23 protein-coding genes and 1 tRNA gene are annotated in these 23,124 nt (G+C 64.8%); 17 read left to right on the top strand and 7 right to left on the bottom strand.

Annotation, left to right across the window (positions count from 1 at the left end; translation table 11 throughout):
* The first annotated feature begins 1 nt into the window (after position 1).
* From V8U06_RS05355 to V8U06_RS05280, 16 genes are all read left to right on the top strand, one after another.
* The gene (locus V8U06_RS05355; RefSeq protein ID WP_226919639.1) at positions 2-331 is read left to right on the top strand and encodes a hypothetical protein; all 330 of its coding nucleotides are present in this window, start codon (positions 2-4) and stop codon (positions 329-331) included.
* Positions 331-930, top strand: coding sequence for a phage adaptor protein (locus tag V8U06_RS05350; RefSeq protein WP_427139790.1), 600 nt, complete (start codon positions 331-333; stop codon positions 928-930). Before V8U06_RS05355 ends, V8U06_RS05350 begins: the two co-directional genes overlap by 1 nt.
* On the top strand, positions 927-1,529 hold the full coding sequence (locus tag V8U06_RS05345; protein ID WP_427139789.1) for a hypothetical protein: 603 nt from the start codon (positions 927-929) through the stop codon (positions 1,527-1,529). The genes V8U06_RS05350 and V8U06_RS05345 overlap by 4 nt, the downstream gene beginning before the upstream one ends.
* Positions 1,526-3,139 (top strand): hypothetical protein, encoded by a 1,614-nt coding sequence (locus V8U06_RS05340; protein ID WP_427139788.1) that lies wholly within the window; start codon positions 1,526-1,528, stop codon positions 3,137-3,139. Before V8U06_RS05345 ends, V8U06_RS05340 begins: the two co-directional genes overlap by 4 nt.
* Positions 3,136-3,591, top strand: a complete 456-nt coding sequence (locus V8U06_RS05335) for a GNAT family N-acetyltransferase (RefSeq protein ID WP_427139787.1) — start codon at positions 3,136-3,138, stop codon at positions 3,589-3,591. Before V8U06_RS05340 ends, V8U06_RS05335 begins: the two co-directional genes overlap by 4 nt.
* Positions 3,591-5,270 (top strand): tail fiber domain-containing protein, encoded by a 1,680-nt coding sequence (locus V8U06_RS05330; protein WP_427139786.1) that lies wholly within the window; start codon positions 3,591-3,593, stop codon positions 5,268-5,270. The genes V8U06_RS05335 and V8U06_RS05330 overlap by 1 nt, the downstream gene beginning before the upstream one ends.
* Positions 5,267-5,536 carry a hypothetical protein gene (locus tag V8U06_RS05325; protein WP_427139785.1) on the top strand — a complete coding sequence of 90 codons (270 nt, stop codon included), beginning with the start codon at positions 5,267-5,269 and terminating at the stop codon, positions 5,534-5,536. The genes V8U06_RS05330 and V8U06_RS05325 overlap by 4 nt, the downstream gene beginning before the upstream one ends.
* Entirely contained in the window at positions 5,536-5,883 is a 348-nt protein-coding gene (locus V8U06_RS05320) for a hypothetical protein (RefSeq protein WP_427139784.1), read from the top strand. Before V8U06_RS05325 ends, V8U06_RS05320 begins: the two co-directional genes overlap by 1 nt.
* A gap of 2 nt (positions 5,884-5,885) precedes the next feature.
* Entirely contained in the window at positions 5,886-7,439 is a 1,554-nt protein-coding gene (locus tag V8U06_RS05315; protein ID WP_427139783.1) for a hypothetical protein, read from the top strand.
* A gap of 261 nt (positions 7,440-7,700) precedes the next feature.
* Entirely contained in the window at positions 7,701-8,333 is a 633-nt protein-coding gene (locus V8U06_RS05310; protein WP_427139782.1) for a hypothetical protein, read from the top strand.
* A gap of 607 nt (positions 8,334-8,940) precedes the next feature.
* Positions 8,941-10,584, top strand: coding sequence for a hypothetical protein (locus V8U06_RS05305; RefSeq protein ID WP_427139781.1), 1,644 nt, complete (start codon positions 8,941-8,943; stop codon positions 10,582-10,584).
* Between the two features lie 11 nt (positions 10,585-10,595).
* Positions 10,596-11,048 (top strand): hypothetical protein, encoded by a 453-nt coding sequence (locus V8U06_RS05300; protein WP_427139780.1) that lies wholly within the window; start codon positions 10,596-10,598, stop codon positions 11,046-11,048.
* A 17-nt stretch (positions 11,049-11,065) separates the two neighbouring features.
* Positions 11,066-11,824, top strand: coding sequence for an N-acetylmuramidase family protein (locus V8U06_RS05295; RefSeq protein ID WP_427139779.1), 759 nt, complete (start codon positions 11,066-11,068; stop codon positions 11,822-11,824).
* Positions 11,821-12,021 carry a hypothetical protein gene (locus V8U06_RS05290; RefSeq protein WP_427139778.1) on the top strand — a complete coding sequence of 67 codons (201 nt, stop codon included), beginning with the start codon at positions 11,821-11,823 and terminating at the stop codon, positions 12,019-12,021. Before V8U06_RS05295 ends, V8U06_RS05290 begins: the two co-directional genes overlap by 4 nt.
* On the top strand, positions 12,018-12,263 hold the full coding sequence (locus V8U06_RS05285; protein WP_427139777.1) for a hypothetical protein: 246 nt from the start codon (positions 12,018-12,020) through the stop codon (positions 12,261-12,263). The genes V8U06_RS05290 and V8U06_RS05285 overlap by 4 nt, the downstream gene beginning before the upstream one ends.
* A 106-nt stretch (positions 12,264-12,369) precedes the next feature.
* Positions 12,370-13,017, top strand: a complete 648-nt coding sequence (locus V8U06_RS05280) for a methyltransferase domain-containing protein (RefSeq protein ID WP_427139776.1) — start codon at positions 12,370-12,372, stop codon at positions 13,015-13,017.
* Between the two features lie 373 nt (positions 13,018-13,390).
* Here V8U06_RS05280 and V8U06_RS05275 read toward each other — a convergent pair.
* The 6 genes from V8U06_RS05275 to V8U06_RS05250 all read right to left on the bottom strand — a co-directional run bounded on the left by V8U06_RS05275 (position 13,391) and on the right by V8U06_RS05250 (position 19,325).
* Positions 13,391-13,467: transfer RNA gene (locus tag V8U06_RS05275), tRNA-Pro, on the bottom strand.
* Positions 13,468-13,541: 74 nt separating this feature from the next.
* A complete protein-coding gene (locus tag V8U06_RS05270) occupies positions 13,542-14,702 on the bottom strand; it encodes a glycosyltransferase (protein WP_427139775.1) in 1,161 nt (386 codons plus the stop codon).
* Positions 14,699-15,946: an O-antigen ligase family protein gene (locus V8U06_RS05265; RefSeq protein WP_427139774.1), complete on the bottom strand. Its 1,248-nt coding sequence runs from the start codon at positions 15,944-15,946 to the stop codon at positions 14,699-14,701. The genes V8U06_RS05270 and V8U06_RS05265 overlap by 4 nt, the downstream gene beginning before the upstream one ends.
* A complete protein-coding gene (locus V8U06_RS05260) occupies positions 15,943-17,496 on the bottom strand; it encodes an undecaprenyl-phosphate glucose phosphotransferase (protein ID WP_427139773.1) in 1,554 nt (517 codons plus the stop codon). Before V8U06_RS05260 ends, V8U06_RS05265 begins: the two co-directional genes overlap by 4 nt.
* 92 nt (positions 17,497-17,588) lie before the next feature.
* Positions 17,589-18,746, bottom strand: coding sequence for a glycosyltransferase family 4 protein (locus V8U06_RS05255; protein WP_226919622.1), 1,158 nt, complete (start codon positions 18,744-18,746; stop codon positions 17,589-17,591).
* A 3-nt stretch (positions 18,747-18,749) separates the two neighbouring features.
* Positions 18,750-19,325, bottom strand: coding sequence for a polysaccharide biosynthesis/export family protein (locus V8U06_RS05250; protein WP_427139772.1), 576 nt, complete (start codon positions 19,323-19,325; stop codon positions 18,750-18,752).
* A 200-nt stretch (positions 19,326-19,525) separates the two neighbouring features.
* Between V8U06_RS05250 and V8U06_RS05245 the strand changes: the two genes are divergently transcribed.
* Positions 19,526-21,790: an exopolysaccharide transport family protein gene (locus V8U06_RS05245; protein WP_427139771.1), complete on the top strand. Its 2,265-nt coding sequence runs from the start codon at positions 19,526-19,528 to the stop codon at positions 21,788-21,790.
* A 45-nt stretch (positions 21,791-21,835) separates the two neighbouring features.
* On the opposite strand, the gene V8U06_RS05240 is transcribed toward V8U06_RS05245, so the two are convergent.
* On the bottom strand, positions 21,836-23,080 hold the full coding sequence (locus tag V8U06_RS05240; RefSeq protein WP_427139770.1) for a GNAT family N-acetyltransferase: 1,245 nt from the start codon (positions 23,078-23,080) through the stop codon (positions 21,836-21,838).
* Between the last annotated feature and the right edge of the window lie 44 nt (positions 23,081-23,124).

Genomic DNA, 23,124 nt, shown 5'->3' with positions numbered 1-23,124 from the left:
CATGACGATCCGCGACGGCGACTGGACGCTGATCGACTGGGACGCCACGACCGGGCGAACGGTCTGGAGCCTTTTCGACGGGGAAAAGACGGTCATCCGCACCGACACGCCCGTTGCCCGATCGATCGAGGACAATCTTCTTGCGCGCAATGGCGCGGCGGCCGGCTGGAAAGGCGATTACCACCGCATCGCCAGCGTGCCGATGCAGCTGCTCTATGACGACAATCTCGGACTGAACAAGGCGATCCAGCAGGGCGACGACGCCTATCTCTCGCGCTGGCTGAACGACGGCGACAACCGCGCCTGGCGCACGAAGGAAGGACGGGTGTAATGGCGATCGACGACTATGCCTGCCTTCTGCTGGAAGCCGGCGACTATTCCGGCCGCGCCGACATCGCCCAGCATTTCGACCGTTTCCTGCGTCTTGCCGAGGCCAAGCTGAACCGCGCGCTGCGCGTCGGCGAGATGGAGGTCGAGGCCGACCTTTCGGTGATCGACGGCGCCGCGGCCCTGCCGGCGGATTTCCTGGAGGCGCGGGCGGTGCTCCATCCGTCGGGCCGGCCCTTGCGGGCGGTGTCGCTGCCGGTGCTGTCGGCGCGCCAGGACACGGCGGGCGGGATCCCCGACGCCTATGCCATCATCGGCAGCACGCTTTCGGTGCGGCCCCGGTGGAGCGGCGACCTCGCGCTCACCTATTACGGCGCCATCCCGCCGCTGACCCGGCAGAACCCGACCAACTGGCTGCTCGCCACGGCGCCGGACGTCTATCTCTATGCCCTTTGCGAGGAGATCGGCATTCGCGAGCGCGATCCGGCGAAGGTTGCCGGCGCGCAGGGGCTGCGCGTGCAGGCGATGGCCGGTCTTTCGCTTCTCGACGAGCGCCGGCGCTGGGGCAATGCGCGTCTTTCCACCGGAGGGCTGACCCCATGACCCTGCTGACCGCCATCAACGCGGTGTGCGACGTCGTTTCGCTCGACCGTTTCGACAGCGTCTATGGCGCCGACGACCCGAACGCGCTGACCATGCTGGCCATGGCGAAAGAGGCGGGCGAAGAGATTGCCCGCCGGGCCGACTGGCAGGCGCTGCTGAAGAGCGTTTCGCTGGTGGGCGCGCCGGCAAACCTGCCGGCCGATTACGAGCGGCTGGTGCCGGGCGGGGCGGTGCGCACCGCCGCGGGCGATTTCGTCCGCGCCGTCACGAATAGCGGTCAATGGGCGGTGATATCCGCCGCAAGCCCCGCGACGCCCTGTTTCTTCGTGCGCGCCGGCAGGATCGAGGTCGCGCCGCCCGCCGCGGCCGTGGGCGCTGCCGTCGACTATGTCTCGAAAAACTGGATCGTCACGGATCCCTATGCCGAGGTTGCCGACTGGACGGCCGACGACGACACCCCGCTGTTTGCCGAACGGCTGCTGGAAAAGGGCATTCTCTGGCGCTGGCGCCGGCAGAAGGGCCTGCCCTACGAGGACAACCTTGCCGAATTCGAAGCCGACCTCCAGCACGCGATCGACGCCGACAGGGGGGTATCATGATCCCCCTGCGCCCGGCCCGGATCGCAGGGCGCGGCGGGCGTGCCGGCGCCGGCGGTGCGGCAGCGTCCTCGCAGCCCGTGACCTTTCCCGCGCCAACGGGCGGCCTTGTCACCGCGACGGACATGGCCTCCTCGACGCCGGGGGCCGCGTCCATCCTGCGCAATTTCTTCCAGACGCTGACGGGCGCGCGCCTTCGCGGCGGCTCGCTCAAGAAGGGACTGGCCGCCGGCGGCGCGGATATCCGCAGCGCTTTCAAATACAAATACGGCACGATCGAAAAGCTGTTCATGGCGACGGCGACGGGCATTTTCGACATGACCTCGCCCGCCGCGCCGCCGGCAACCACGCCGGCCGCCGTCAGCGGCCTTGGCGGCGGCGACTGGTGCACCTTCCAGCACACCAATGCGGGCAATGCCTATCTCGTCTGCGTCAACGGGGCGAACGACCGGCGGCTGTTCAACGGCGCGACCTGGACGACCACGCCGGCCATCACCTTCACCGACGGAACGACCATGCCGCAGCTCAATTGCGGCTGGCTCTTCAAGAACCGCGAATTCTTCACGAAGAACGCGACCCTCGATGCCTATTACCTCGCCGTCAACGCCATCGGCGGCGCGGCGAGCGTCTTTCCGCTCGGCGGCGTGATGAAGAAGGGCGGCTCGCTGCTGACGGGCTTCTCCTGGTCGCTGGAAAGCGGCGACGGCCTTTCCGACATGTGCGTCTTCATCTCGACCGAAGGCGAGGTCGCGGTCTATGCCGGCGACGATCCCTCGAGCGCGTCGGGCTTTGCCTTGAAGGGCGTCTACCAGATCGGCAAGCCGCTCGGCAAGAATTGCTGGATCCGGGCGGGCGGCGACGTGCTCATCGCCACCGTTGACGGCCTGACGCCGATCTCGCAGGTCTTCACCCGCGACCGGCAGGCGCTGTCGCTGGTGTCGGTGTCCCGGCCCATCGAGGATCTCTGGCGCATGGCCGCCAATGCGGCCGGTTCGGGCTGGACGCTGAAGCAATGGCCGGAACAGAACCTCGTCTTCGTGTCCTTTCCGTCGAACCCGGTTCTGGCCGACACGACCTTCGTGCTCAACGTGCTGACGGGCAAATGGTCGACGGTCAGCAACTGGCGGGCGACCTGCTACGAGACGCTGCAGGGCAGCCTCTTCTTCGGCGCGGTCGCGGGCTTCTGCTGGCAGGGCGACGTGACGGGAACCGACGACGGGCTGCCATTCTCGGCGGTCTATCTCTCGCAGTTCCAGCCGGTGGCCGGCTTTGGACAGCGCCTTGTCGCCAGCCTTGCCAACATGTTCTTCCGCGGCACGGCGCGGCCCAAGGTGCGCCTTTTCGCGCGGGCGGACATGGATCTCACCGAGCCGACCTTTTCGGGCGTCTCGGTCGGCGATGCCGGATCGAGCGAATGGGATGCGGGCCTCTGGGACAAGGCCGTGTGGAACGGCCTTTCCAGCCGGCGTCGCTACAATTTCCGCCAGAACGTGCGGGCCGGCGGCGACACGCTGGCGCTCGGCTGCGTCATCGTTTCCGGCGGGGCCGTGCGCCTCGACCTGGAGGTCGATCTCGGCACGCTGCAGGTCAGCCAGGGGGAGGCGAGCGCATGAGCCTCGTGTGGGGCGGACCGCGCGCGCCCGAGATCAACACGGCGCTGGCGGGCTTCGTCGCGCAGCGCCTCGGCAAGGGTTTCGAGCGCGGGTTCGGGCCGTGCGCCACGCTCGGCGATGTCGAGCAGGACACGATCCGCGCCGCCGTGGTGTTTCACAACTGGCAACCCGAAGAAGGCGTCATCGAGATGTCGGCGGCATCCGACAGCAAGCGCTGGCTCACGCGCCCGATGCTCAAGGCCATGTTCGGCTTCTGCTTTGCCGAATGCGGCTGCCAGCTCGCCATTCTCCGCGTGTCGGAGCGCAATGAAACCATGTGCCGCATCGCCCGCCGTTTCGGTTTTGCGGAAACCCGCATTCCGCGCCTGCGCGGGCGGGACGAAGCCGAAATCATCTTCACGCTCAGCGATGACCAGTGGAACGCGCACCGCGCGAATGAAAGGAATGCCTGATGGGCAAGAAAGCTCCCAAGCCGCCGGATCCGAAGGAAACGGCCGCCGCGCAGACCGCGACCAATATCGGCACGGCCATTGCCAACTCCTATATGGGCAATATCAACCAGGTGACGCCCGATGGCAGCCTCACCTACAGCCAGAGCGGGACGCAGAAATGGACCGACCCGCTGGACGGCAAGGTCTACGATATCCCGACCTGGACGGCGACGCAGGCGCTTTCCCAGGCGCAGCAGGCGATCAAGAACCAGAACGACGCCGCCGAACTCAATCTCGCCAAGCTCGCCAACACCCAGTCCGGTCGGCTGAACAGCCTGCTGGCAAGCCCGGTGGACACCGCGAACCTGCCCGCCTGGGGCGATCCCTCGAAGATAAACCAGCCGGCCTACAAGACGTTTTCCAACGGGCCGGAGCTTCAGACGTCGTTCCAGAACGCCGGCAACATCCAGTCGTCCGTCGGCAATGTCGGCAACGTGCAGACCAACCTTGCGGGATCCGGCGACGTGACGGACCGCGTCGCCAATGCCGGCGCCATTCAGAAACAGGTGGGCGCGGTGGGCGATGTCACGCGCAGCTATGGCAGCGATTTTTCGGCGGACCGGCAGCGGGTCGAGGATGCGCTTTTCGCCCGCATGAACCCGCAGCTTGCGCAGGACCGCGCCGCGCTGGAACAGCGCCTTGCCAATCAGGGCCTCCAGCCTGGCTCGGAGGCCTATAACCGCGCTATCGACGAGGCCAACCGGTCGGCCTCCGACGCCCGCTACGGCGCCATCCTCAATGCCGGGCAGGAACAGTCCCGGCTTGCCGGGCTGGCGCGCGATGCGGCCACGTTCCAGAACACGGCCCAGCAGCAGGCCTATGACCAGGCGCTTGCCGCGGGCCAGTTCGCCAATGCCGCGCAGGCCCAGCACCATGCGCAGAACACCGGCGACGCGCAGTTTGCCAACCAGGCGCAGCAGCAGCGCTTCAACCAGACCCTTTCCGGTGCGCAATTCGCCAATTCGGCGCAGCAGCAGCAATTCGCGCAAGGGGTGACCGGCGCGGAACTGGCAAACGCCGCCCAGCAGCAGCGTTTCGCCCAGAACCTTTCGGGCGCCGAGTTCGCCAACAATGCCCGGCAGCAGATGCATGGCAACCAGACGAGCGCGACGGCGGCCAACAATGCGCTTCAGGACCAGGCCTACAATGCCGGAATGACGAAGGTGAACGCGCAGAACCAGCAGCGCCAGGCGCAGCTGCAGGAAGCCTTCGCCCAGCGCAACCAGCCGATCAACGAGATTTCGGCTCTCCTGTCCGGCTCGCAGGTGAGCAATCCGAACTTCATGAACCTGCAGGGCCAGACCATGCCGACCGTCGACTATGCCGGCCTGGTCAATGCCAATTATGCCCAGAGAATGCAGGCCTACCAGTCCAACCAGGCCAATATCGGCGGTCTGCTCGGCGGCCTTGCGACGCTGCTGACGAAGTCGGACGACCGGGCGAAGAAGGACAAGACCCGCCACGGCGACGTGAAGGGGAAGATGGGCCTCTGGTCCTACCGCTACAGGGAGGAGCCTTCCAGCGCGCCGAAGCGCTTCGGCCTCATGGCGAGCGAGGTCCAGCGGGAGGTGCCGGAGGCCGTCCACCGCCGCAACGGGCTGCGCTATGTCGACTACAACCGCGCCTTGAGGGATCTATGATGCAGCGCTTCCTTATTCCGAACCAGAAAATGCCGAACGGGCAATCGAGCGACGACGACATCAGCGGGGACCTCGCCCGCATGATCATCGGCCAGGGGCCGGCGCAAAATGTCGGGCAGGGCATCGGTCAGCTCATGGCGGGCCTGTCGCTGGGGATCGACCGGCGGAACGCCGCCTTTCCCCCGGCGCCCGGCGGGGCGCAACCTTCGTTCATGACGGGTCTGCGGAACTTCGTGACGGGTGGCCACAACGGGGGCCTTTTCTGATGGCGGATTTCCCTTTCGGCGAAACGCCGGAGACCTTGCACCGCCGACGCGCGCGCGAGGCGATAATCTTCGGACAGCGCATGCCGCAGAACAGGGGCGAGGCCGGATTGCCGTCATCCTTCCTGACCCTGACGGACAGGCGGGCCAGCGGCGACGACAGGCTCTCTGGCCACGCCGAGCGGGATGGTGCCGTGGCGCCGACGGACGCTGTGGCCGCCATTGCGGCAACGAACCCCGGTACTCCCTTCAATGCCGACACCGCCGCGCGCCGTGATTGCCCGTGGTGCGAACCGCGCGGCCGTCATTCAGTGGCCGCGCCAAACAACATCAACCCGGAGGGCCTGTAACCATGGCTGACATGTTCGACAATCTATCCCACGGCTACCCGCGGGGCAATGCGCAGTGGCAGGGGGGCGGGGCGTTCGACGGCCTTCTCCCGGAGCAGGGAGGCTGGCAGCCGACATATGAGGAAAGGCTTGCCATTATGGCAGAAGAAGAGCGCCAGAGACGTCTGCAGCAGGAGAGCGGCTATGGCCGGCAAATATTCTCCGGTTTGGTGGAAGGAGCGACGACCGCGCTCGGGGCTCCCGTCGATCTCATGAACAATTTCGTCGTCGCTCCAGCCCTAATGGGGATCAATGCCGTTTTCGGAACCGACCTCAAGCCGTCGGCCGAGCCGCTTGGCGGTTCGGCCGGTCTCAGGCGCGGATTGGCTATTTCGCCAGAAACCGATGAAGCCGGCCCGCGTATCGCTCGCCGCATAGCGCAATCGATTGGTGGAGCCGCCGTGCCGCTCTCTGCATCCGTACGCACGGTTGGGGAGCTGGCTGCGGGGCTCGGTACGGCAGCAGTAGGGGGGGCAGGTGGTGCGACAGCGCAGTATTATTATCCCGACAATATCGGGGTTGAACTGGCGGCCGAACTTGCCGCCAGCGGCTTGAGCGCCGCAGCCGTCAACAGTGTTTTGAAACAGAGTGCGCGACGGGCTGCGGCCGATGCAACCCCGACTGTCGCAGAGCTGCGCAAGATGGCGAGCGACAAGTATACAGCCGCACAAAACGCCGGTGCGTTCGCAAGTGCCGCTGATACGACCGGGCTTGCCGACCGGGTGGGTACCTTGGGGCTAGAGAAAGGGTGGATAACCCCGACGGGTCGTGTCGTCGCGACAAATCCGAGGGTGGCCGAAAGCGTCGGCCTCTTGAACGATTACGCGGGTCAATCCATGAAGCCGCTGCAAATGCGGAGCGTTCGCGAGACACTGGACAATGTGCGAAGTGCGACGGAAGGTTCGGACCGCGAGATTGCATCCGGGGTACTCGATAAGTTCGACGCTTTCACGGATCCACTCGGTCCGGAGCTTGTGGGTGCACGGGAGTTGGCGGAGCGTGTCTCGAAGGCAAACCAACTCGAAACGATGCGTAAAACCGCGGTGAGTAGTGTCGGGGGCAAAAGGTCCGGCCCTGACTTTGACGGAGCGCTCAAGGCGGAATATCAAAAGAAATTGGATGATATTGGACACGGTCAAGCACCCGAATGGGCACCTGAGCAGCTGGAAGCGATCCGACGAGCGGCGTACGGTACCAACATGTCAAGAGCGCTGGCGCATGTTGGTGAGCTCGGTCCAACAGGCCCCCTCAGCTTTGTGGCTTCGGTCGGTACGCCACTCGGCGTTGGGGCCTTGCTCGGGAGACAGGACCTCGGCGCCGCCGCTGGCTTCGGAGCGTCAATGCTTGGATACGGTTCAAGGGCCTTGGCCGCCAAAATGGGCCGCGACTACGCCAATCAAGCCGAACTGCTTGTGCGCAGAGGGGGCGTAACGCCGGCGCGTCCGGCGAGCCACGATGCCGTGAGGCAGCGTCTTATCGAAGCAATCGTCGGCGGGACTATCGGTGGCTTGAACTGACGAGGCGCCATGGCGAAAATCGTCGAACTTTTGGAGCGACGATCTCGATGACATGGGTATGTGCACCGGCCTAGCCGATCTCAGGCCGATGAGCACGTTTTGGACCTTGGGTCGGCCGTGCGGGCGCGCTGCGGCCTTTGGGCAAGTCGAAGGATATGGGAAGCACGGCCGCCCCGTTCTTTTTGGACGCGGCCGCTCGTTCGTCCCGTGGCGCTGAGCCACACGGTCGTGCTAAGACCCTTTCAGCAAGAGGGGGCGTGCATGGGAGGCAGGCAGGTTACGAACATTCTGCTCGCGGTGATCGCCGCGGTGCTGCTGTTTGGCAGCGCCGCGACACTCGGCGCTTTGAAATGGGTGTTTGCGATCCTGTTAGCGCTTGGCGCGATTTGGGCCATTTTTATCGCCTTCCTGTGGATCCTCGAAAGAGTTGCAGAAGCATTTCGCGAGGCGAAGCAGAAAGGCTACGCTGAGGTTGCGTTCGTCGCCGGTGCCCTCGTCTCGCTATGCTCTATCTTGGTGAGGGCGATCGCCGCTGGTGTTAGCGGGGGAGACGGCGTCGAAAGCCCGCTGGCCGCGACGATCGAAACGTGGTCTGGAAACATCGCGCTCGCGACAACGGCCTTGATATGCGTTTGCGTGCCGCTGGTGATCGTGTACCGGCGAAGGGCTGAGGTTCCGTCATTTCTGAGGCGCGTTGCGAGATCTTTATTGCTGGTCCCGTTTTCCATGTTTTTCTACACGCGTGACGGCTGGCGGACGTCCGCCCAGGCGGGCGAGGGGACCCTTTTAAGATTTGTTTCAGCCGCCACCGGATTTCTCATGGGCTTGGTCGCGACGACCCTGTTCTGCCTCGGAATTCTTGTCGGCTTTCTGGAGTTGCAGCGCGCTCTTTAGGAGAACGTGTTTGAGGAGCGGGCTTCCTCTCTTGCAAGCGTTTCTCATCCGCTTTGTCGCGCGTCTGGTGGGGCGAGGCCATCCAGACGGGTGGAAACAGCGACGACAGGCGGCTTGCCGGCTCGGCATGGACTGCCGCGTGATCGCCAAGCCGTTCCATGTCCGACCCGCCGCTCGATCCGGGCGATGCTCGACAAGGGCATGTGGCAAGGCCGATAGGCCGGGATTTGTCCTCGAAAGACGTCCAGTGCGGCGGCCATGCTGTCCAGCGACATGTTGAGGACCTCATAGTCCTGAAGCCGATGCCGCTAAACTCGACATCAAAGCGCACGTGACGCTTTCACCCATCGAGGGCCACAACTTCGTTGAGGCGGCGCAATGCCTTCATCATGGATGGAGACGGTTCCCTTCGTCATTGGCGCGATCCCTTTTGTCGGCGGCCCATTCAAGGGCTATCTGCAGCGTCCAGGAAAAAACCTCCTTGTCTCCCGGCATGGACTGGCGGGCGGTGCGGTACGCGATGGTCTGTTTGGCGACATAGCGCAGGCGCTTAGCGCATGAACGGCTCCCTTCACCGGGGGCCTTTTTCTTTGGGAAAGGATATTCAATGCCCCGCACCGGCGGAATCTACACGCCTCCCGCAGGCACGAAAGGCATTCCGTTGACGACGATCCTGTCGTCGACGTTCAATGCCTATGTCGACGACATCACGGCAGATGCCAATGCCGCCCGCCCGATCACGGCCGGCGGTACGGGTGCGACGAGCGCAAGCGGCGCCAGGACGGCGCTGGGGCTGGAAATCGGCAGCGACGTCCAGGCCCAGGACCCGGGCCTCGCCTCCATCGCCGGCCTGACGACGACCGCCAACCAGATGCTCTATACGACCGCGGCCGATGCCTACGCGACCACGGCACTAACGCCATTCGCGCGGACGATCCTCGACGATATCGACGCCGCCGCCGCCAGAACGACGCTCGGGCTTGTGCCCGGAACGAACGTCCAGGCCTATGATGCGGGGCTGCAATCGATCGCCGGCCTGACGACGGCAGCAAACCAGATGCTCTACGCGACTGCGCCAGATGTCTACGCAACGACGGCGCTGACGCCCTTTGCGCGGACCGTTCTCGACGATGCCGACGCCGCAACCGCGCGCGCAACGCTTGGTGCGAACGATGCCGGGAACGTCACCCTCGGCACCCTTGCCGACGCCCGCCTTCCGGGCGTCATGTCTGGTAAGACGTTCAACGGTCAGGTGTGGATCAATTACGCTCCGAATACCGTCGGCGGTGACAACCTTATTCTTCGTCCTACCGACTACGGCGTTGGTAAACCGGGGCTGTTTTTCTCACAAGTCGCTGGAACAGCCTTTTGGAATATCGGTCTTTGGGACACAGCAACGAGCGGCGGCGGCGTTCGGATCAACTCCACGACGCTCACCCACAACGGAGCGACTATTTGGACGAGCGCCAACGGCGGCCCAGGTTCCAACCTCAATGCCGATCTACTGGATGGCCAGCATGGGGCTTTTTATCAGAACGTTGGCAACGCAACCGGCACGCTGCCAACGGCGTCTCTACCGTTGGCCATGGGCTCCGGAAAGACTTTCGACACGCACATCTATCTCAACGGATCCGGTGCCGAAAAAGTCCTTTGGTATCAGCACAACGGAACGACCAGAGGGGCTGCGTTTTGGCGCACATCCGACGCGTCGCTTAATTGGAACCTTTACAACCCCTCTGGGGCTGGCGTGCGTAATATGTCGTGGAGAGAAGCTGACGGTCGCTTCTATTTGGAAGGATTTATCCAAACCACGGAAAGAATTGCAGTCGGAACTACTGGCTCTGTTATTTACACTGACGGCAACACCGCGTTTAGTGGCGGTATGGCAACGGTACACGGTGCTAGTTTGTACGATGCTCTTAACGCTCGCATCAAGAACGACGGCGGCACCTACGGCATCAATATCACCGGGAACGCCGCCACTGTCGGCGGCCTCGCCGCCTCAGCCTTCAAACGCGCCTCTTCCACGTCCAACAACGTGAACGAAACCAATTTTCCTATCGGCCACATCGTAATCGCCGAGGGCCTGATCAATCGCAATCAGGCGGCAAACGTCTACCTGCATGGCTCTCTTGCCTACGGCTATCAGGTTAGCCCGGTAGGTGCTGGCACGATCTGCGCGGGCACATGGCTTGCCCGGGGCGGCTCGTCTGTCGGCGCCGGATTTACCGAGCTTGAGCGCATCACATAGGAGCGAACACCATGACCATTTTGAACTCTGTGGCCTGCGTCACAGCTACGACTGAAGCCGAGGTTTACGTGATCGCTTGCAACGTCACGCTGCCAACGGATCGGGGTGACATCACTTATGACACGCTACACTGCCTGCGGCCGGACGACCAGTTTGGCCTCAGTCCCATCCTTCGTGACTGGATGGCCGAGCATGTCGGTGAATATGAGATTCTGCCATATGTCCCGCCTGCTGAGCCACAGCCGGTTGTCATCGTCTATCCAGTGGACCTTTGGTCACGGATGACGGACGCAGAGGCCGATGCGGTCGAAGCCGCCATGGCCGCGCAGACGATTCGCGTCCAAAACATCTTCAAGTCCGCATCCTCCTATCGCGGCGACCACGAGCTGTGGCCGTTGCTGACCAGCATGGCGGCCGAGCTTTTCGGCGCTCCCCGCGCGGCTGAAATCCTCGCCGCCTCCTAACCTCAAGGAATTCTCACATGCTTGGAAAAGGCAAAGCGGCGGCCGCGACGGACGCCGATCTCGCACGCCTTGCAGACAGCCTGCAGGTTCACCCCGCCGACCTTGAGGCAATCGCCCAGGTCGAGAGTGCCGGTTTCGGCTGGTTCCCAGATGGCCGCATCAAAATTCTCTTCGAGAAGCACTGGTTCTACAAGTTCCTTCCCGAAGCGATCCGCACCAACGCTATGAAAAGCGGCCTCGCTCGCAAGGGTTGGATCAGCCCGAAGAACGGCGGCTATAAGGACCAGGCCAAGGCCAGCGAGCGCTATAAGCTGCTGGAGCGCGCCATCAAGATCGACCGTGAGGCGGCGTTCAAGTCGGTCAGCGTCGGCACCTTCCAGATCATGGGTTTCAATCACGGCATCTGCGGGCACCAGTCGGCCGAGGGCATGTTCAGCGCCTTTTGTGAGGGCGAGCTGTACCAGCTTTCCGCGCTCGCCGGCTTCCTGACTGCAAACGGGCTGTTGCCGGCGATCCGTGCCCGCGACTTTATCAAGGTCGAGACCGTTTACAACGGCGGTGGTTTGGACGGCGCCTACGCCAAGAAGATGCGAGAAGCTTCCGATAAGCTCCGCGTCGGCAAGTGGAAGGACTACCGCCCGAGCGGTGCCGAAGCTGCTCCAGTGCCGGCAGAACCCGTCGCCAAGATCGAGCAAGGTCCGGTGCCGGGTGGTAACTGGCTCGAAAAGCTCTTGGCCGCATTGGCGCGCCTCATCGTGAAAGGATGGCGCCCATGACCGTCTGGATTCGCATCGCGCTCTATCTTCTGGCCGGATGGCTCTACGGCGCCGGCTATATCGGCGATGAGGTCAAGCACCTCCTCACCGACGATCCGGCCGTGGCGTCGTCCGTCGAGGCCGGTGTCTTCGCACTTCTGTCGTCCGTACCGGTCGCCTGGTGGCAATGGGCGCGGCGCAAGGGGCGCGCAACATGAAGGAGCAAGCCGACGCCGTGAGCGCAATGTCTGAACTCCCGAAGGAGACACGGGAGTTCCTTGCCCGCCTTCGCCCCGACGATCTCCAAACCCTTGAAGACGGCGTCAGGCTCGTCAACGCGGTGAGGACTGTTGGCACCTTCTTCAAATGGGTGATTGTCGGACTGCTCGGATTCGTCGTCGGGACTGTGATGTTCTACGAGAGCGTCATGAAGATTGTCGCTTGGTCCAGAGGGGCATGACGAACCCGGTGGCGCGAACACCGCTATCCAGCGCTAGAAATCCAATCTGGGTAATGATAAGGCTCTGACAATCCTTAGGTGCGGCCAAAAAAACGCTGAGTTGTCGATGTCCTTCAATCCATTTTCCCGCCGCCGCGCCTCGGACACCGGAGCAGTTCGCCCGATGCTCGTGCCGGATGTCTATGCCCCTGAGGTCGACATTTACGAGGTCTTCAGGAAAAATGTCCGAGAGAAGCAGCCATCGCATGTGCTGGAGGTCGGGACACGGAGAACTGTCCCAGAGCGCAGTACCCACAGCCGAGACTCGTTCCCATGGGTTGCTCATGAGGACTACGTCCGGCTGGATATCAGAGATGGTATCGACGTGGACATGCTTGGAGACATCCACGCCCTGCCAGCGGAATGGACGGACCGCTTCGGATGCTTCATCGCAGACGCCGTTTTTGAACATTTGGAGCGGCCATGGGTGGCTGCGAAAGAGGTCGCCAGGGTGCTGGAACCTGGAGCGCCATTCCTTGTCGCGACACACCAGTGCTACCCTCTCCACGGCCATCCGAACGATTTCTTCAGGTTCAGTAAAGAGGCCCTGCGCCTGATTTTTGAGGACGCGGGTTTGATCGTGGACGCCGCCGAGTATGCAGAGCGATGCATGATCGTCCCGCCGGAGCATATCCTACCCTACGGGTATCTTGAGCAATGGAATAGAGACCATCCCTCCTACGCGATGGTGCGGGTAACCGGCCGGCATCCCTAAAGGCGAGCGCGTCAGGCCGACAAGGACCCGACACTGCGGGCGGACGCGGGATTCTTGAACGGGTAGTGCTCCCAGCACCACCAGCGCACAGGCTCCCTCTTGGGTCGCAATCCCATAGCATACCCAGGGCGACCATCCCGCCTCACATGGCCGTTGATGAGTATGGCATTCCCTCAGACACGAGGCTCTCCTCTCGAAGGGCCGCATTTCTTCGTTCTCTATGTGTTCACGTTGCCTCGGTGGAGAAATGATCCGGGGAGGGGAAGAGTCAAGACGGAATCATTCCGGGACTTCGGTTTCGTTATGTTCTGCTTTGGAGAAATTTGCGAAGCGGGGAATTCGCGGCAACCGCCTGATTTACAGCGGTTCTAAATGGTCGGAATGGCGGGATTCGAACCCACGACCCCTTGACCCCCAGTCAAGTGCGCTACCGGGCTGCGCTACATTCCGGACCGCGCAAACCCCTATAGTCTCGGGCACCTGGATGCAAGGGAAAATTTCGGCAAATCACGAAATCGAGCGTGTCAGGCGGTGAGGCTGCGATAGATCGCTTCCGTTTCGCCGATCATGCGCTCCAGGCTGTAATCGCGGCTGCGAGCCTTGGCGGCGGCGGCGTGGCGGGCGAGGGTGGCGGGGTTGCTGAGGCGCAGCATGGCCTCGGCAAGGCGCGCCGGATCGTCGGTGTTTTCGACGAGAAGGCCGTTCTCGCCGTCCTTCAGCACCGTCGAGGCGCCGCCGACATCCGAGAGGATCAGCGGCTTGCCCGCGGCGGCGGCCTCCAGCATGGCATAGGACATCGCCTCGTAGCGGCTCGGCACGACCAGCGCGTCGATGGCGGCCATGGCCTGCGGGCCGGAAAAGTCGTTGGTGAGGCGGATGCGGGCGCCGTGGGTTGCGGCCGCGACCTGGCGGCGCACCGTCTCCTGCAATTCGCCGCTGCCGATCATCAGGAGATGCGCGCGCGGCACCTGTGCGGCCAGCCGGTCGAAGGCGGCGACGAGCCGTTCCGGCGCCTTCTGGTGGCTGAGGCGGCCGACGAAACCGAAGAGCAAAGCGTCCGGTGCAATGCCGAGCGCGGCGCGCACGGCGGCGCGCGAATCGGCCGGCGGCGTGTCGACGCCGTTGACGACGATGGTCAGCCGGTCGCGCGGCATGCCGAGCGCGCGGGCATGGGCATATTCATCCGCCGAAACGCAGATCAGCCGGTCGGTGAAGGACCGGGCGAGCAGCTTCTCGATCGAGCCGTAGACCCTGCGGCCGACGCTGCCGAGCCCGGGATCCATGGTGCGGAAGGCATGCGGCGTATAGACCCGCGGCACGTGCTTGCCGGGCAGGCGGATGCGGGCAAGCGCCCCCGCCTTGGAACTGTGGCCGTGGATGATGTCGAACGGGCCGGCCCGCCGGATCACCGAGACCAGCGACCACCAGGACGCCAGATCGGACGGGCCGGGCGCCCGCGCCATTTCGACGGCATGCATGCCGGCAAGGCCGAGTGAACGCAGTTCCTCCACGAAGCGCGCTTCCGCCCGCACCGGCGAATAGACGGCGTGCACCACATGACCGCGCGCCTGCATGCCCCGGCACAGATCGAGGAAATGCCGGCCCGAACCGCCGCCGCTCGGCTCCAGTACCTCCAAGAGCCGCATCGGACGCAGGTCGATATCGATGGTGGTGTGTATGGTCATGGCGTGCGCGTGCCCCCGGCCTGCTGGCGGTTGTGGCGCCGCTCCAGCGCGAGACACCCCCAGACGACCCCCAGCAGCAGGTAGAAATGCCGCCAGTGGTCCGTGTCGATGACGAAGCCGATGGCGCTGTGGCCGAGAAGGGTGATGAAGGCGATCATCAGGAAGGGTTGCCATGGCCGGTCGCGCAGCAGCCGCTTGAAGGCGGCCGAGAGCGTCCAGGCGATGAGGATGAGATAGCAGAGGAAGCCGAGCCAGCCATAGGTGGTGAGCGACTTCAGGTAGATGTTGTGCTCGTCCTCGGGAAACATCTTGCTGAACACCATGGGGCCGATGCCGAGCGGCCGTTCCATGGCCATCAGGAAACCGATGCGGTGGCGCTCGAAGCGGCCGAGATGCCCGCCGTCATAGTCCTGCACCAGCTGGGTGCGGCTGGAAAAGAGGTTGGCGACCTTGTCGAACTGCAGCGCGACGACGAGGGCGAGGATCAGCACGGCGGCGGCGGAAAGGCTGAGAATGAGGATCTTCAGCCGGAACGCGCCGGTGCGCTCCTTCAGCAGCATGACGAAGACCAGCGCCACGACGCAGAAGAGATAGAGCCCCCAGGCCGCGCGCGAGAAGGACAGGAACAGGCCGAGCGCCAGGATGAGAAGGCCGATGACCTTCAGCGGCGCGGCGACAAGGCGCCCGACGAGCAGGCCGTGCACCAGATAGAGCGAGGGCGCGACGAGGAAGGGGCCGAAGACGTTCGGGTCTTGGAAGGCGCCCTTGGCGCGGTCGTAGAGCGTGAAGGCCTCGGCGCCGGGAAAAGCGTGGAAATAGCCGAGAATGCCAAGCAGCGAGGTGATGAGTGCGCTTGCCACCCAGGCGCGGAAGATCAGCTCCAGCCGGGAATGCTTCGCCTCGATGATGGCGGCGAAGAAGACGCTGGAAAGCGCCAGGAACAGCGAGACGGCGACATACATCGGCCCGCCGGAGAGATCGTCCATCACCGTCAGCGACAGCGCGCCGCCGACATTGAACAGCACGACCAGCACGAGCAGCGGTGTGACGCCGCGCGAGATGCGCAGGCCCACGATCGCCCAAAGGCCGATGAGGCCCGCCATGAAGAGTTCGTAGGGCGCCGGTTCGCTGATGACGAAGCCCGACAGGAACACGCCCACGCTGACCAGCAGCGAGCCCGCAACGCCGATGGCCGCAAGCTGCGGCCGGAAGGGCGGGGCGTAGGGGAGGGCCGCGTCGCTCAATAGGCGTTTTCCGTGTTGAGCAGACGGATCGGCGTCAGGAACAGGATCTTCAGGTCCAGCCAGAGCGACCAGTTCTCGATATAGTAGAGGTCGAATTCCGTGCGGAAGCGGATCTTGTCGTCATGGTCGATCTCGCCGCGCCAGCCGTTGATCTGCGCCCAGCCGGTGACGCCCGGCTTGACGCGGTGGCGGGCGAAGTAGCCGTCGACCACATCGACATATTTGCGGTCATGCGACTGCGCCTCGATGGCGTGCGGGCGCGGGCCGACGAGGGAAAGCTCGCCCTTCAGCACGTTGAAGAGCTGCGGCAGTTCGTCGATGGAGGACTTGCGCAGGAAACGGCCGACCCGGGTGACGCGCGGGTCGCCCTTGGTGACGGCGGCGCGGGCCGTGGGGTCCGACAGATGCGTGTACATCGAGCGGAACTTGTAGACCTGGATGATCTCGTTGTTGAAGCCGTGGCGCCGCTGCTTGAAGAGGATCGGGCCGGGCGAGGAGAGCTTGACGGCGATGGCCGCGCCGATCAGCACCGGCCAGAGCAGGACAAGCGCGACGACGCTGAAGAAGATGTCGAAGATGCGCTTGGCGACATTGTCCCAGTCGGCGATCGGCTTGTCGAAGATGTCGAGCATCGGCAGGCTGCCGACCTGCGAATAGCTGCGCGGACGGAAGCGCAGGCCCTTGGCATGGGCGGCGAGGCGGATGTCGACGGGCAGGATCCACAGCTTCTTGAGCAGCGTCAGGATGCGCGTTTCGGCCGAAAGCGGCAGCGAGATGATCAGCATGTCGATGCGCGCGAGGCGCGCGAACTCGACCAGTTCGGCGACATTGCCGAGCTTGGGGTAGCCCGCGATGATGGAGGGCGAGCGGCGCTCGTCGCGGTCGTCGAAGATGCCGCAGATGCGGATGTCGTTTTCCGGCTGGTGCTCCAGCGTGCGGATGAGCTCCTTGGCGGGCTCGCCCCCGCCGACGATGACGGCGCGGCGCTCCATCGTGCCGTTGCGCGCCCAGCGGCGGATCGCATAGGCGATCACCTGGCGCTCGACGACGAGGTAGAAGGCGCCGGCGGCAAACCACGAGGCGAACCAGACGCGGGAATAGTGGTCGCCCGACTTGAAGAAGAACAGCACCAGCGCCATGGCCGCAAAGGCGATGGCCCACGCGGCGAGGATGCGCGGCGTCATGCGCAGCGGCGAGCGCAGCGCGGGGATCTGATAGGCGTCGGCAAGCTGCAGCAGCAGCACGCCGAGCACGGCCCCGCCGGTGAGCACGGCGGCATAGAGCGCCGTCATGCCGACGCCGACATAGAGCGCGTGGATCGCATAGCCGATGGCCACCAGCGCGGCGAATTCGCCGAGGCGCAGAAGCCCGATGATCATGGAGGGCGAATAGGTGTCGTCGCGGAACTGCAGCGCGATCTTCTGGGCGAGCGGATTGAGCTCCACCACCGGTTCGTCCGCGCCCTCGGCGGACGCGCTTGCCCGGCTCTCGGAGACTTTGCGCCTCAGGGCCTCGGGATCGAAGGACTCGGACTTGTCGACATGGTTCATGGCGCGCACCTGCGGGAGCTTTCCCTCGGGCATAGCATGAAGCCCCTAAGAAACGTTTACGGACGGGCGGTTTGCGAGGGTTCCCGGCGGCGTCAGAGCCGCTTTCCGGTCTGTTTTGCGAGGATGTCGCGGTAAAGGTCGAGCAGGGAGGCCGACATGACGGAGGCGGAGAAGGCGCCCTGGAAGGCGGCCGGCTCTGGCATGACCTTGCGCAGCCAGGCCGGATCGCTGACGGCCTGCGCCATCACGGCGGCGAGCGATTGCGGATTGCCGGGCTCGGTGAGCGCGATGCTGTCGGGGCCGAGCACTTCGGGAATGCCGCCGACGCGGCTGGCGATGACCGGCTTACGCGCGGCCAGCGCTTCCAGCACGATATAGGGCATCGCCTCGGCGCGGGAGGGCACGACGACGTTGCGGGCCAGCGCGAAGGCCTCGCGTGCCTTCATCGAGGGCAGGAGGCCGATGCGCCGGCCGAGGCCGAGCTGCAGCATCATCTGTTCGTATTTTTCCCGGTCCGGCCCGTCGCCCACCATCACCGCCGAAAGCGGCCGGCCGACGAGGCGCTCGGTGCGCGCGAAGGCGTCGATGAAGACATCCGGCCCCTTCAGGTCGCGCAGCATGCCGATATAGAGGAAGTCGACGGCGTCCTCGCGCGGATAGACCGTCTCGAAGTCGCGGTCGTGGATGCCGTTGTAGATGCGCTCGGCCCGCACGCGCGGCCGGCCGACGCGGGCGAAATAGGCGTCCCGCTCGTAGTCGCACACGAAGGTGAGGGCATCGCCCATCGGCTCGAGCAGCCGCTCGGCCGTCAGGATCGCCAGTCCCCCGGCGGTGCGCTTGGTGTAGTGCAGGCTGCCGCCATGCGGCGAATAGAGGCGGGCTACGCGATACCTGTTGACCCGCAGGGCTGAGCCGATGAGCCGGGCAATGGCGCCACCCTTGGCGCCGTGCCCGTGCAACACATCCGGCCGCAAACCTTTTATTTCACGATAACTGTCCCGGAAGGCGTTGACGTCGCGCGGGCTGATCGACCGGCTGATCGGCAGGCGCACGAGACCGAGGGGAAGATAGGGGCGGATTTCGTCGAAGAGCGAATCCTCGAACGAGCCGCCCGTGAGGCTGTCGCAGATGATGCCGACGTCATGGCCTGCCTTGACGTGGAATTCGGCGAGATCGCGCACATGGCGGAAGATGCCGCCGATGGGCGAACGGAAACAATGAATGATGCGCAGAGGCCCATCGTCCGCCATAGGCTAGAAGAGCCGTTCGCGGACATAGATGGTGTCGCCCGCCAGGATCGGGTCGGAGATCGACACGCGGCCGGTGACGACCTTGCCGTTGATCTTGCGGGTCACGTCGACGTCGCGCTGGTTGGCGCGCGGCGAGAAGCCGCCGGCGACGGCGATGGCGTTCTGGATGGTCATGCCGGCGACGTAGCTGTACTGCCCGCCCTGGCCGACTTCGCCCATGACATAGATGGAGCGGTAGCGGTCGACCTCGATGGAGACGTCGGGATCGCGCAGATACCCCTGGCGCAGCTTCGCCGCGATGATGCTTTCCAGTTCCTGCAGCGTCTGGCCGCGCGCCGGCACGCCGCCGATGAGCGGGAAGGCGACATAGCCGGCCTGGTCGATCGTATAGGTGTTGCTGAGGCCGGCCTGTTCGAAGACCGTGATGCGCAGGCGGTCGCCACTGTCGAGCCGGTAGGGCTGGATGGTCGCCTCGTGGAAGGCCTTGGGGGCCGGGCGATAGCCGCTGCAGCCCGAAACGGCCGGGGCGATGAACGCCAGCGCGAGCAACATGCCCTTATTGATCGATGCGAACGTCATTCGCGTTTCCAATCCCCAAATCAGAAGTCTGGCCGTCGTTATCGATCCGTTAGGGTTAACGGCTGGTAAAAAAGCGGAGCGCTTCCGACAAAATTCTCTCCATGAGGGTGATTGAAATATTTGCACACCCAATGGTGGTTAACTCTTGGGTTACCATGTTTGTTTACCTTGCGGGGAAATCGTCGGTTTGGAGTGGGAATATGTCGGGCGTTCACGAGAGCCAGCAGGATGTCGATATCGACCTTGGCGGTCTGTTCGGCGCGATCTGGCGCAACCGCATGCGCGTGCTGATGGCGACCGTCGCCTGCGCGGGGATCGCCTTTGTCGGCGCGAACCTCGTTTCGCCCCGCTACAAGAGCGAGACGCGCCTTCTGATCGAAACGCGCGAACCCGCCTTCACGACAGGGCAGGATAGGGCCCAGGGCGGCGAACGACCGGCCTTCGACGAGCTCGGCATCGCCAGCCAGGTCCAGCTCCTGAAATCGGCCGACCTCATCAAGCAGGTCGCGCGCAACATGAAGCTCTATGAGCTGGAGGAATTCGACACGACAGCGAAGCCTTCGGCGATTTCCGACGTGCTCGTGCTGCTGGGCCTGAAGAACAATCCGCTCGACCTGCCGCCGGAAGAGCGCGTGCTGAAGGAATTCAACGACAAGCTGGTCGTCTATCAGGTGGAGCGTTCGCGCGTCATCGGCATCGAGTTCACCTCGAAGGATCCGCGTCTTGCCGCCGAGATCCCCAACGAGATGGCCAAGGTCTATCTGGCGCTGCAGAGCGGCGCCAAGCTCGACACCAATTCGGAGGCGACGCGCTGGCTGGAGCCGGAGATCGCCAACCTGCGCGAGAAGGTGCGCGAGGCCGAGCAGAAGGTCGCCGAATACCGCTCGCAGTCCGATCTCCTGCCGACCGGCGATAACTCGACCTTCGCCATGCGCCAGCTCAACGATATCTCCACGGAAGTCGCCCGCGTGCGCGGCGAACGGGCGAGCGCCGAGGCGCGCGCCGAGAGCGTGCGCGCCGTGCTGAAGACCGGCGGCGCGCCGGACACGCTGTCCGAGGTTGTCGGCTCGCAGATGATCCAGCGCCTCAAGGAAAGCGAGGCGCAGATCCAGGGGCAGATTTCCGATCTCTCCACCTCGATGCTCGACGGCCATCCCCGGCTGAAGGGGCTGCGCTCGCAGCTCGCCGGCATCCGCACGCAGATCAAGGCGGAAACGCAGAAGATTCTCTCCAGCCTCGAAAACGAGGCGAAGACCGCGCGCCTGCGCGAAACGCAGCTCGTGCAGCAGCTCAACACGCTGAAGGCGGACACCGCCCGCGCCGGCGAGGACGAAGTCGGCCTCAAGGCGCTGGAGCGCGAGGCCGCCGCCCAGCGCCAGCTGCTCGAAACCTATCTGGCGCGGTACCGCGAGGCGACCTCGCGCACCGACAGCGGCTCGTCGCCGGCCGATGCCCGCGTTATCTCCGCCGCCGTCGAGCCGACGGAGGTCTCCTTCCCGAAGGTGATTCCGATCACCGTAGTCGGCGGCGTCGCCGGCTTCGCGCTCAGCGCCATCGCCATCCTGCTCGCCGAACTCTTCAGCGGCCGCGCCCTCAAGCCGGTCGGCGGCACCGTCGCGACGCGTCGCCGCCGCGAGGAGATCGAAGAGATCGAGGCGGACGACGAGGACCTGCTGGCGCCCGAACCCGAAACCGCCGCCGTGCTGCGTGAACCGGTCCAGCGCCGGGAGCCCGTGGCACGCCCGGACTATGGCGCGATCCGCGACATCAACGCCCCGGCGCGCTCGCTCTTGGCCGATATCGGCCCCGGCGAGGACGAGGCGGACGAAGAGGAGGCCGCGCCCGTCGAGGCCGCAGCCGAGGCGGACGACGATTATTCGGTGACGGCCGTCGCAAGGCACCTGATCGAGAACAATATTTCGGTCGCAATCTCGGTGTCGCCCTCCGGCGACCGCGGCTCCACCGCCACCGTCATGCTGGCGCGCCATATCGCCGAGCAGCATCGCAAGACCCTGATCATCGACCTGACGGGCTCGGCCTGCCCGACGCGGCTCATGGCCCAGTCCGTGCACCTGCCCGGCATCACCGATCTTCTCGTCGGCGATGCGGCCTTCGGCGAGATCATCCACGGCGACCGCCTGTCGGACGCCCATATCATTCCGCGCGGCAATGCCAACATCAAGCGCGCCATGCGCGGCATCGATCGGCTGGCCATGGTGATCGATTCGCTTTCCGACGCCTATGACGCGGTGATCGTGGAATGCGGCGCCGCCGAAGTGGAGGGGGTTCGCCGCCTGACGCGCGGCGAGGAGACGGATATCATCCTCTCCATTCCGGGCGCCGACGAGGACGAGATCGTCGACCTGATCGGCGCGTTCGGCGAAGCGGGCTACAACGAGATCGTGCTGATGACCGGCGAGGGGAGCGAGCCGCCCCACCATCGCCCGGGCCGCCGCGCCGCCTGAAACCGGGCCGAGCCGAAGCGGTATCGCTTCGGTCATGCGATGCGCTCAGTCGCTCTCGCCGGTGGCGGGGGCGTCCTTGCGGCCGAAGCGCAGGCGCTGCACCAGCGAATAGATCTGCGGGTTCTGCTTGATGAGCCGCTTGGCGGCGGTCTTGGCCCGGTGTGTCGCCGCCGCGGCGCGGCCGGCCATGGTCACGGGCAGCAGGATATCGTGGTGCGGCGTTTCGATCCGGCACCAGGAACGCTTGTAGGGCTGGTCGCCGATACCGAAATCGAAGAGCCGCGCCCCCTCGCTGCACACCCGCTGGATGGCGAGGTGAAACAGGAATTCGCCGGGGCTGGCATCGGCCGCCAGGTTGTCGTCGATCGAGCCGAACTGGCAGATGACGTGATCGCCCTTGCGCGACAGGCCGGTAATGGCGGCGATATGGCCGTCATGCGCGCCGCCGAGCCGGAGCGCCTGAAGCTGGAGGCAATAGCCGTCCTCGGTCGCCGGCATTGCGGCGAGCGTGCGGAAGAAGTTGCGCGTCTCCTCGTCGCGGAAGACGTCCGGCAGGCCCATCGCCTCGAAACGCGTGCTCTTCTGGCGGAAGAAGATTTCGAGCAGCGCCAGCGCCTCTTCGCCCGGCGCGGCCACGACATGTTCGAAGCCGCCCATCGCCATCAGCCGGCGTTCCGAATTGCGGTATTTCTTGCGGCGGCGCTTGGCGTTGAGCTGCGCCAGCGTCTCCTCGAAATCCGCGAAGAGCTCGAGCTGGAAGGCGCTGTTCTGGTTGCGGGTGGCGGGCAGGCCGGCAAAGGGGCTTGCCGTTTCGCGCCAGGCAAAGGGCATCTTTTCGAGCAGCAGCAGATCGAAGGCGCGGGCCAGCGTGCCGCGCGCCGCCTGCAGCGCGAGATCCAGCCGCGCGGCGGCCGCGGGAGAGCGAAAATCCTCGCTGAAGAGGCCGGTATTGATATTGCTGAAATCCGTGCCGAGCAGGCGCGCGATGCGCACCGGGCCGTGACGCTGGATTTCGAGCGGCAGGAGAAGCTGGGTGCGCCCGTCGCACAGGCCTTCGAGGACCAGAACCTCGAGATTGTGCGTTTCCGCCCAGGCGCGGCACCAGTCGTAGCCCTGGTGCAGCGAGAGGGACTGCGCGGCGCTGAGCGTCCGCCAGACGGTTTCCAGCGGGGCCATGCTGGCGTGGAGGCGAAGGGTGAGCGGCGCGTCGCCCGGCGCCGGCCCGCCATCGGGGCTGCCGCCAAGCGGTGTCGCAAGCTCAAGCCCGGACGCCTTGATCTGCACGTGCATCGCTCCCGACCCTTGCCCCTGCCGGCGGCTGTACCGCCATGGCG

Origin of the sequence: Shinella sp. G-2 (assembly GCF_050172695.1) — a bacterium.
Classification (GTDB): Bacteria; Pseudomonadota; Alphaproteobacteria; order Rhizobiales; family Rhizobiaceae; genus Shinella.
Note: the sequence above shows the minus strand (reverse complement) of the source record. Positions and strands in the feature narration are given on the sequence as shown.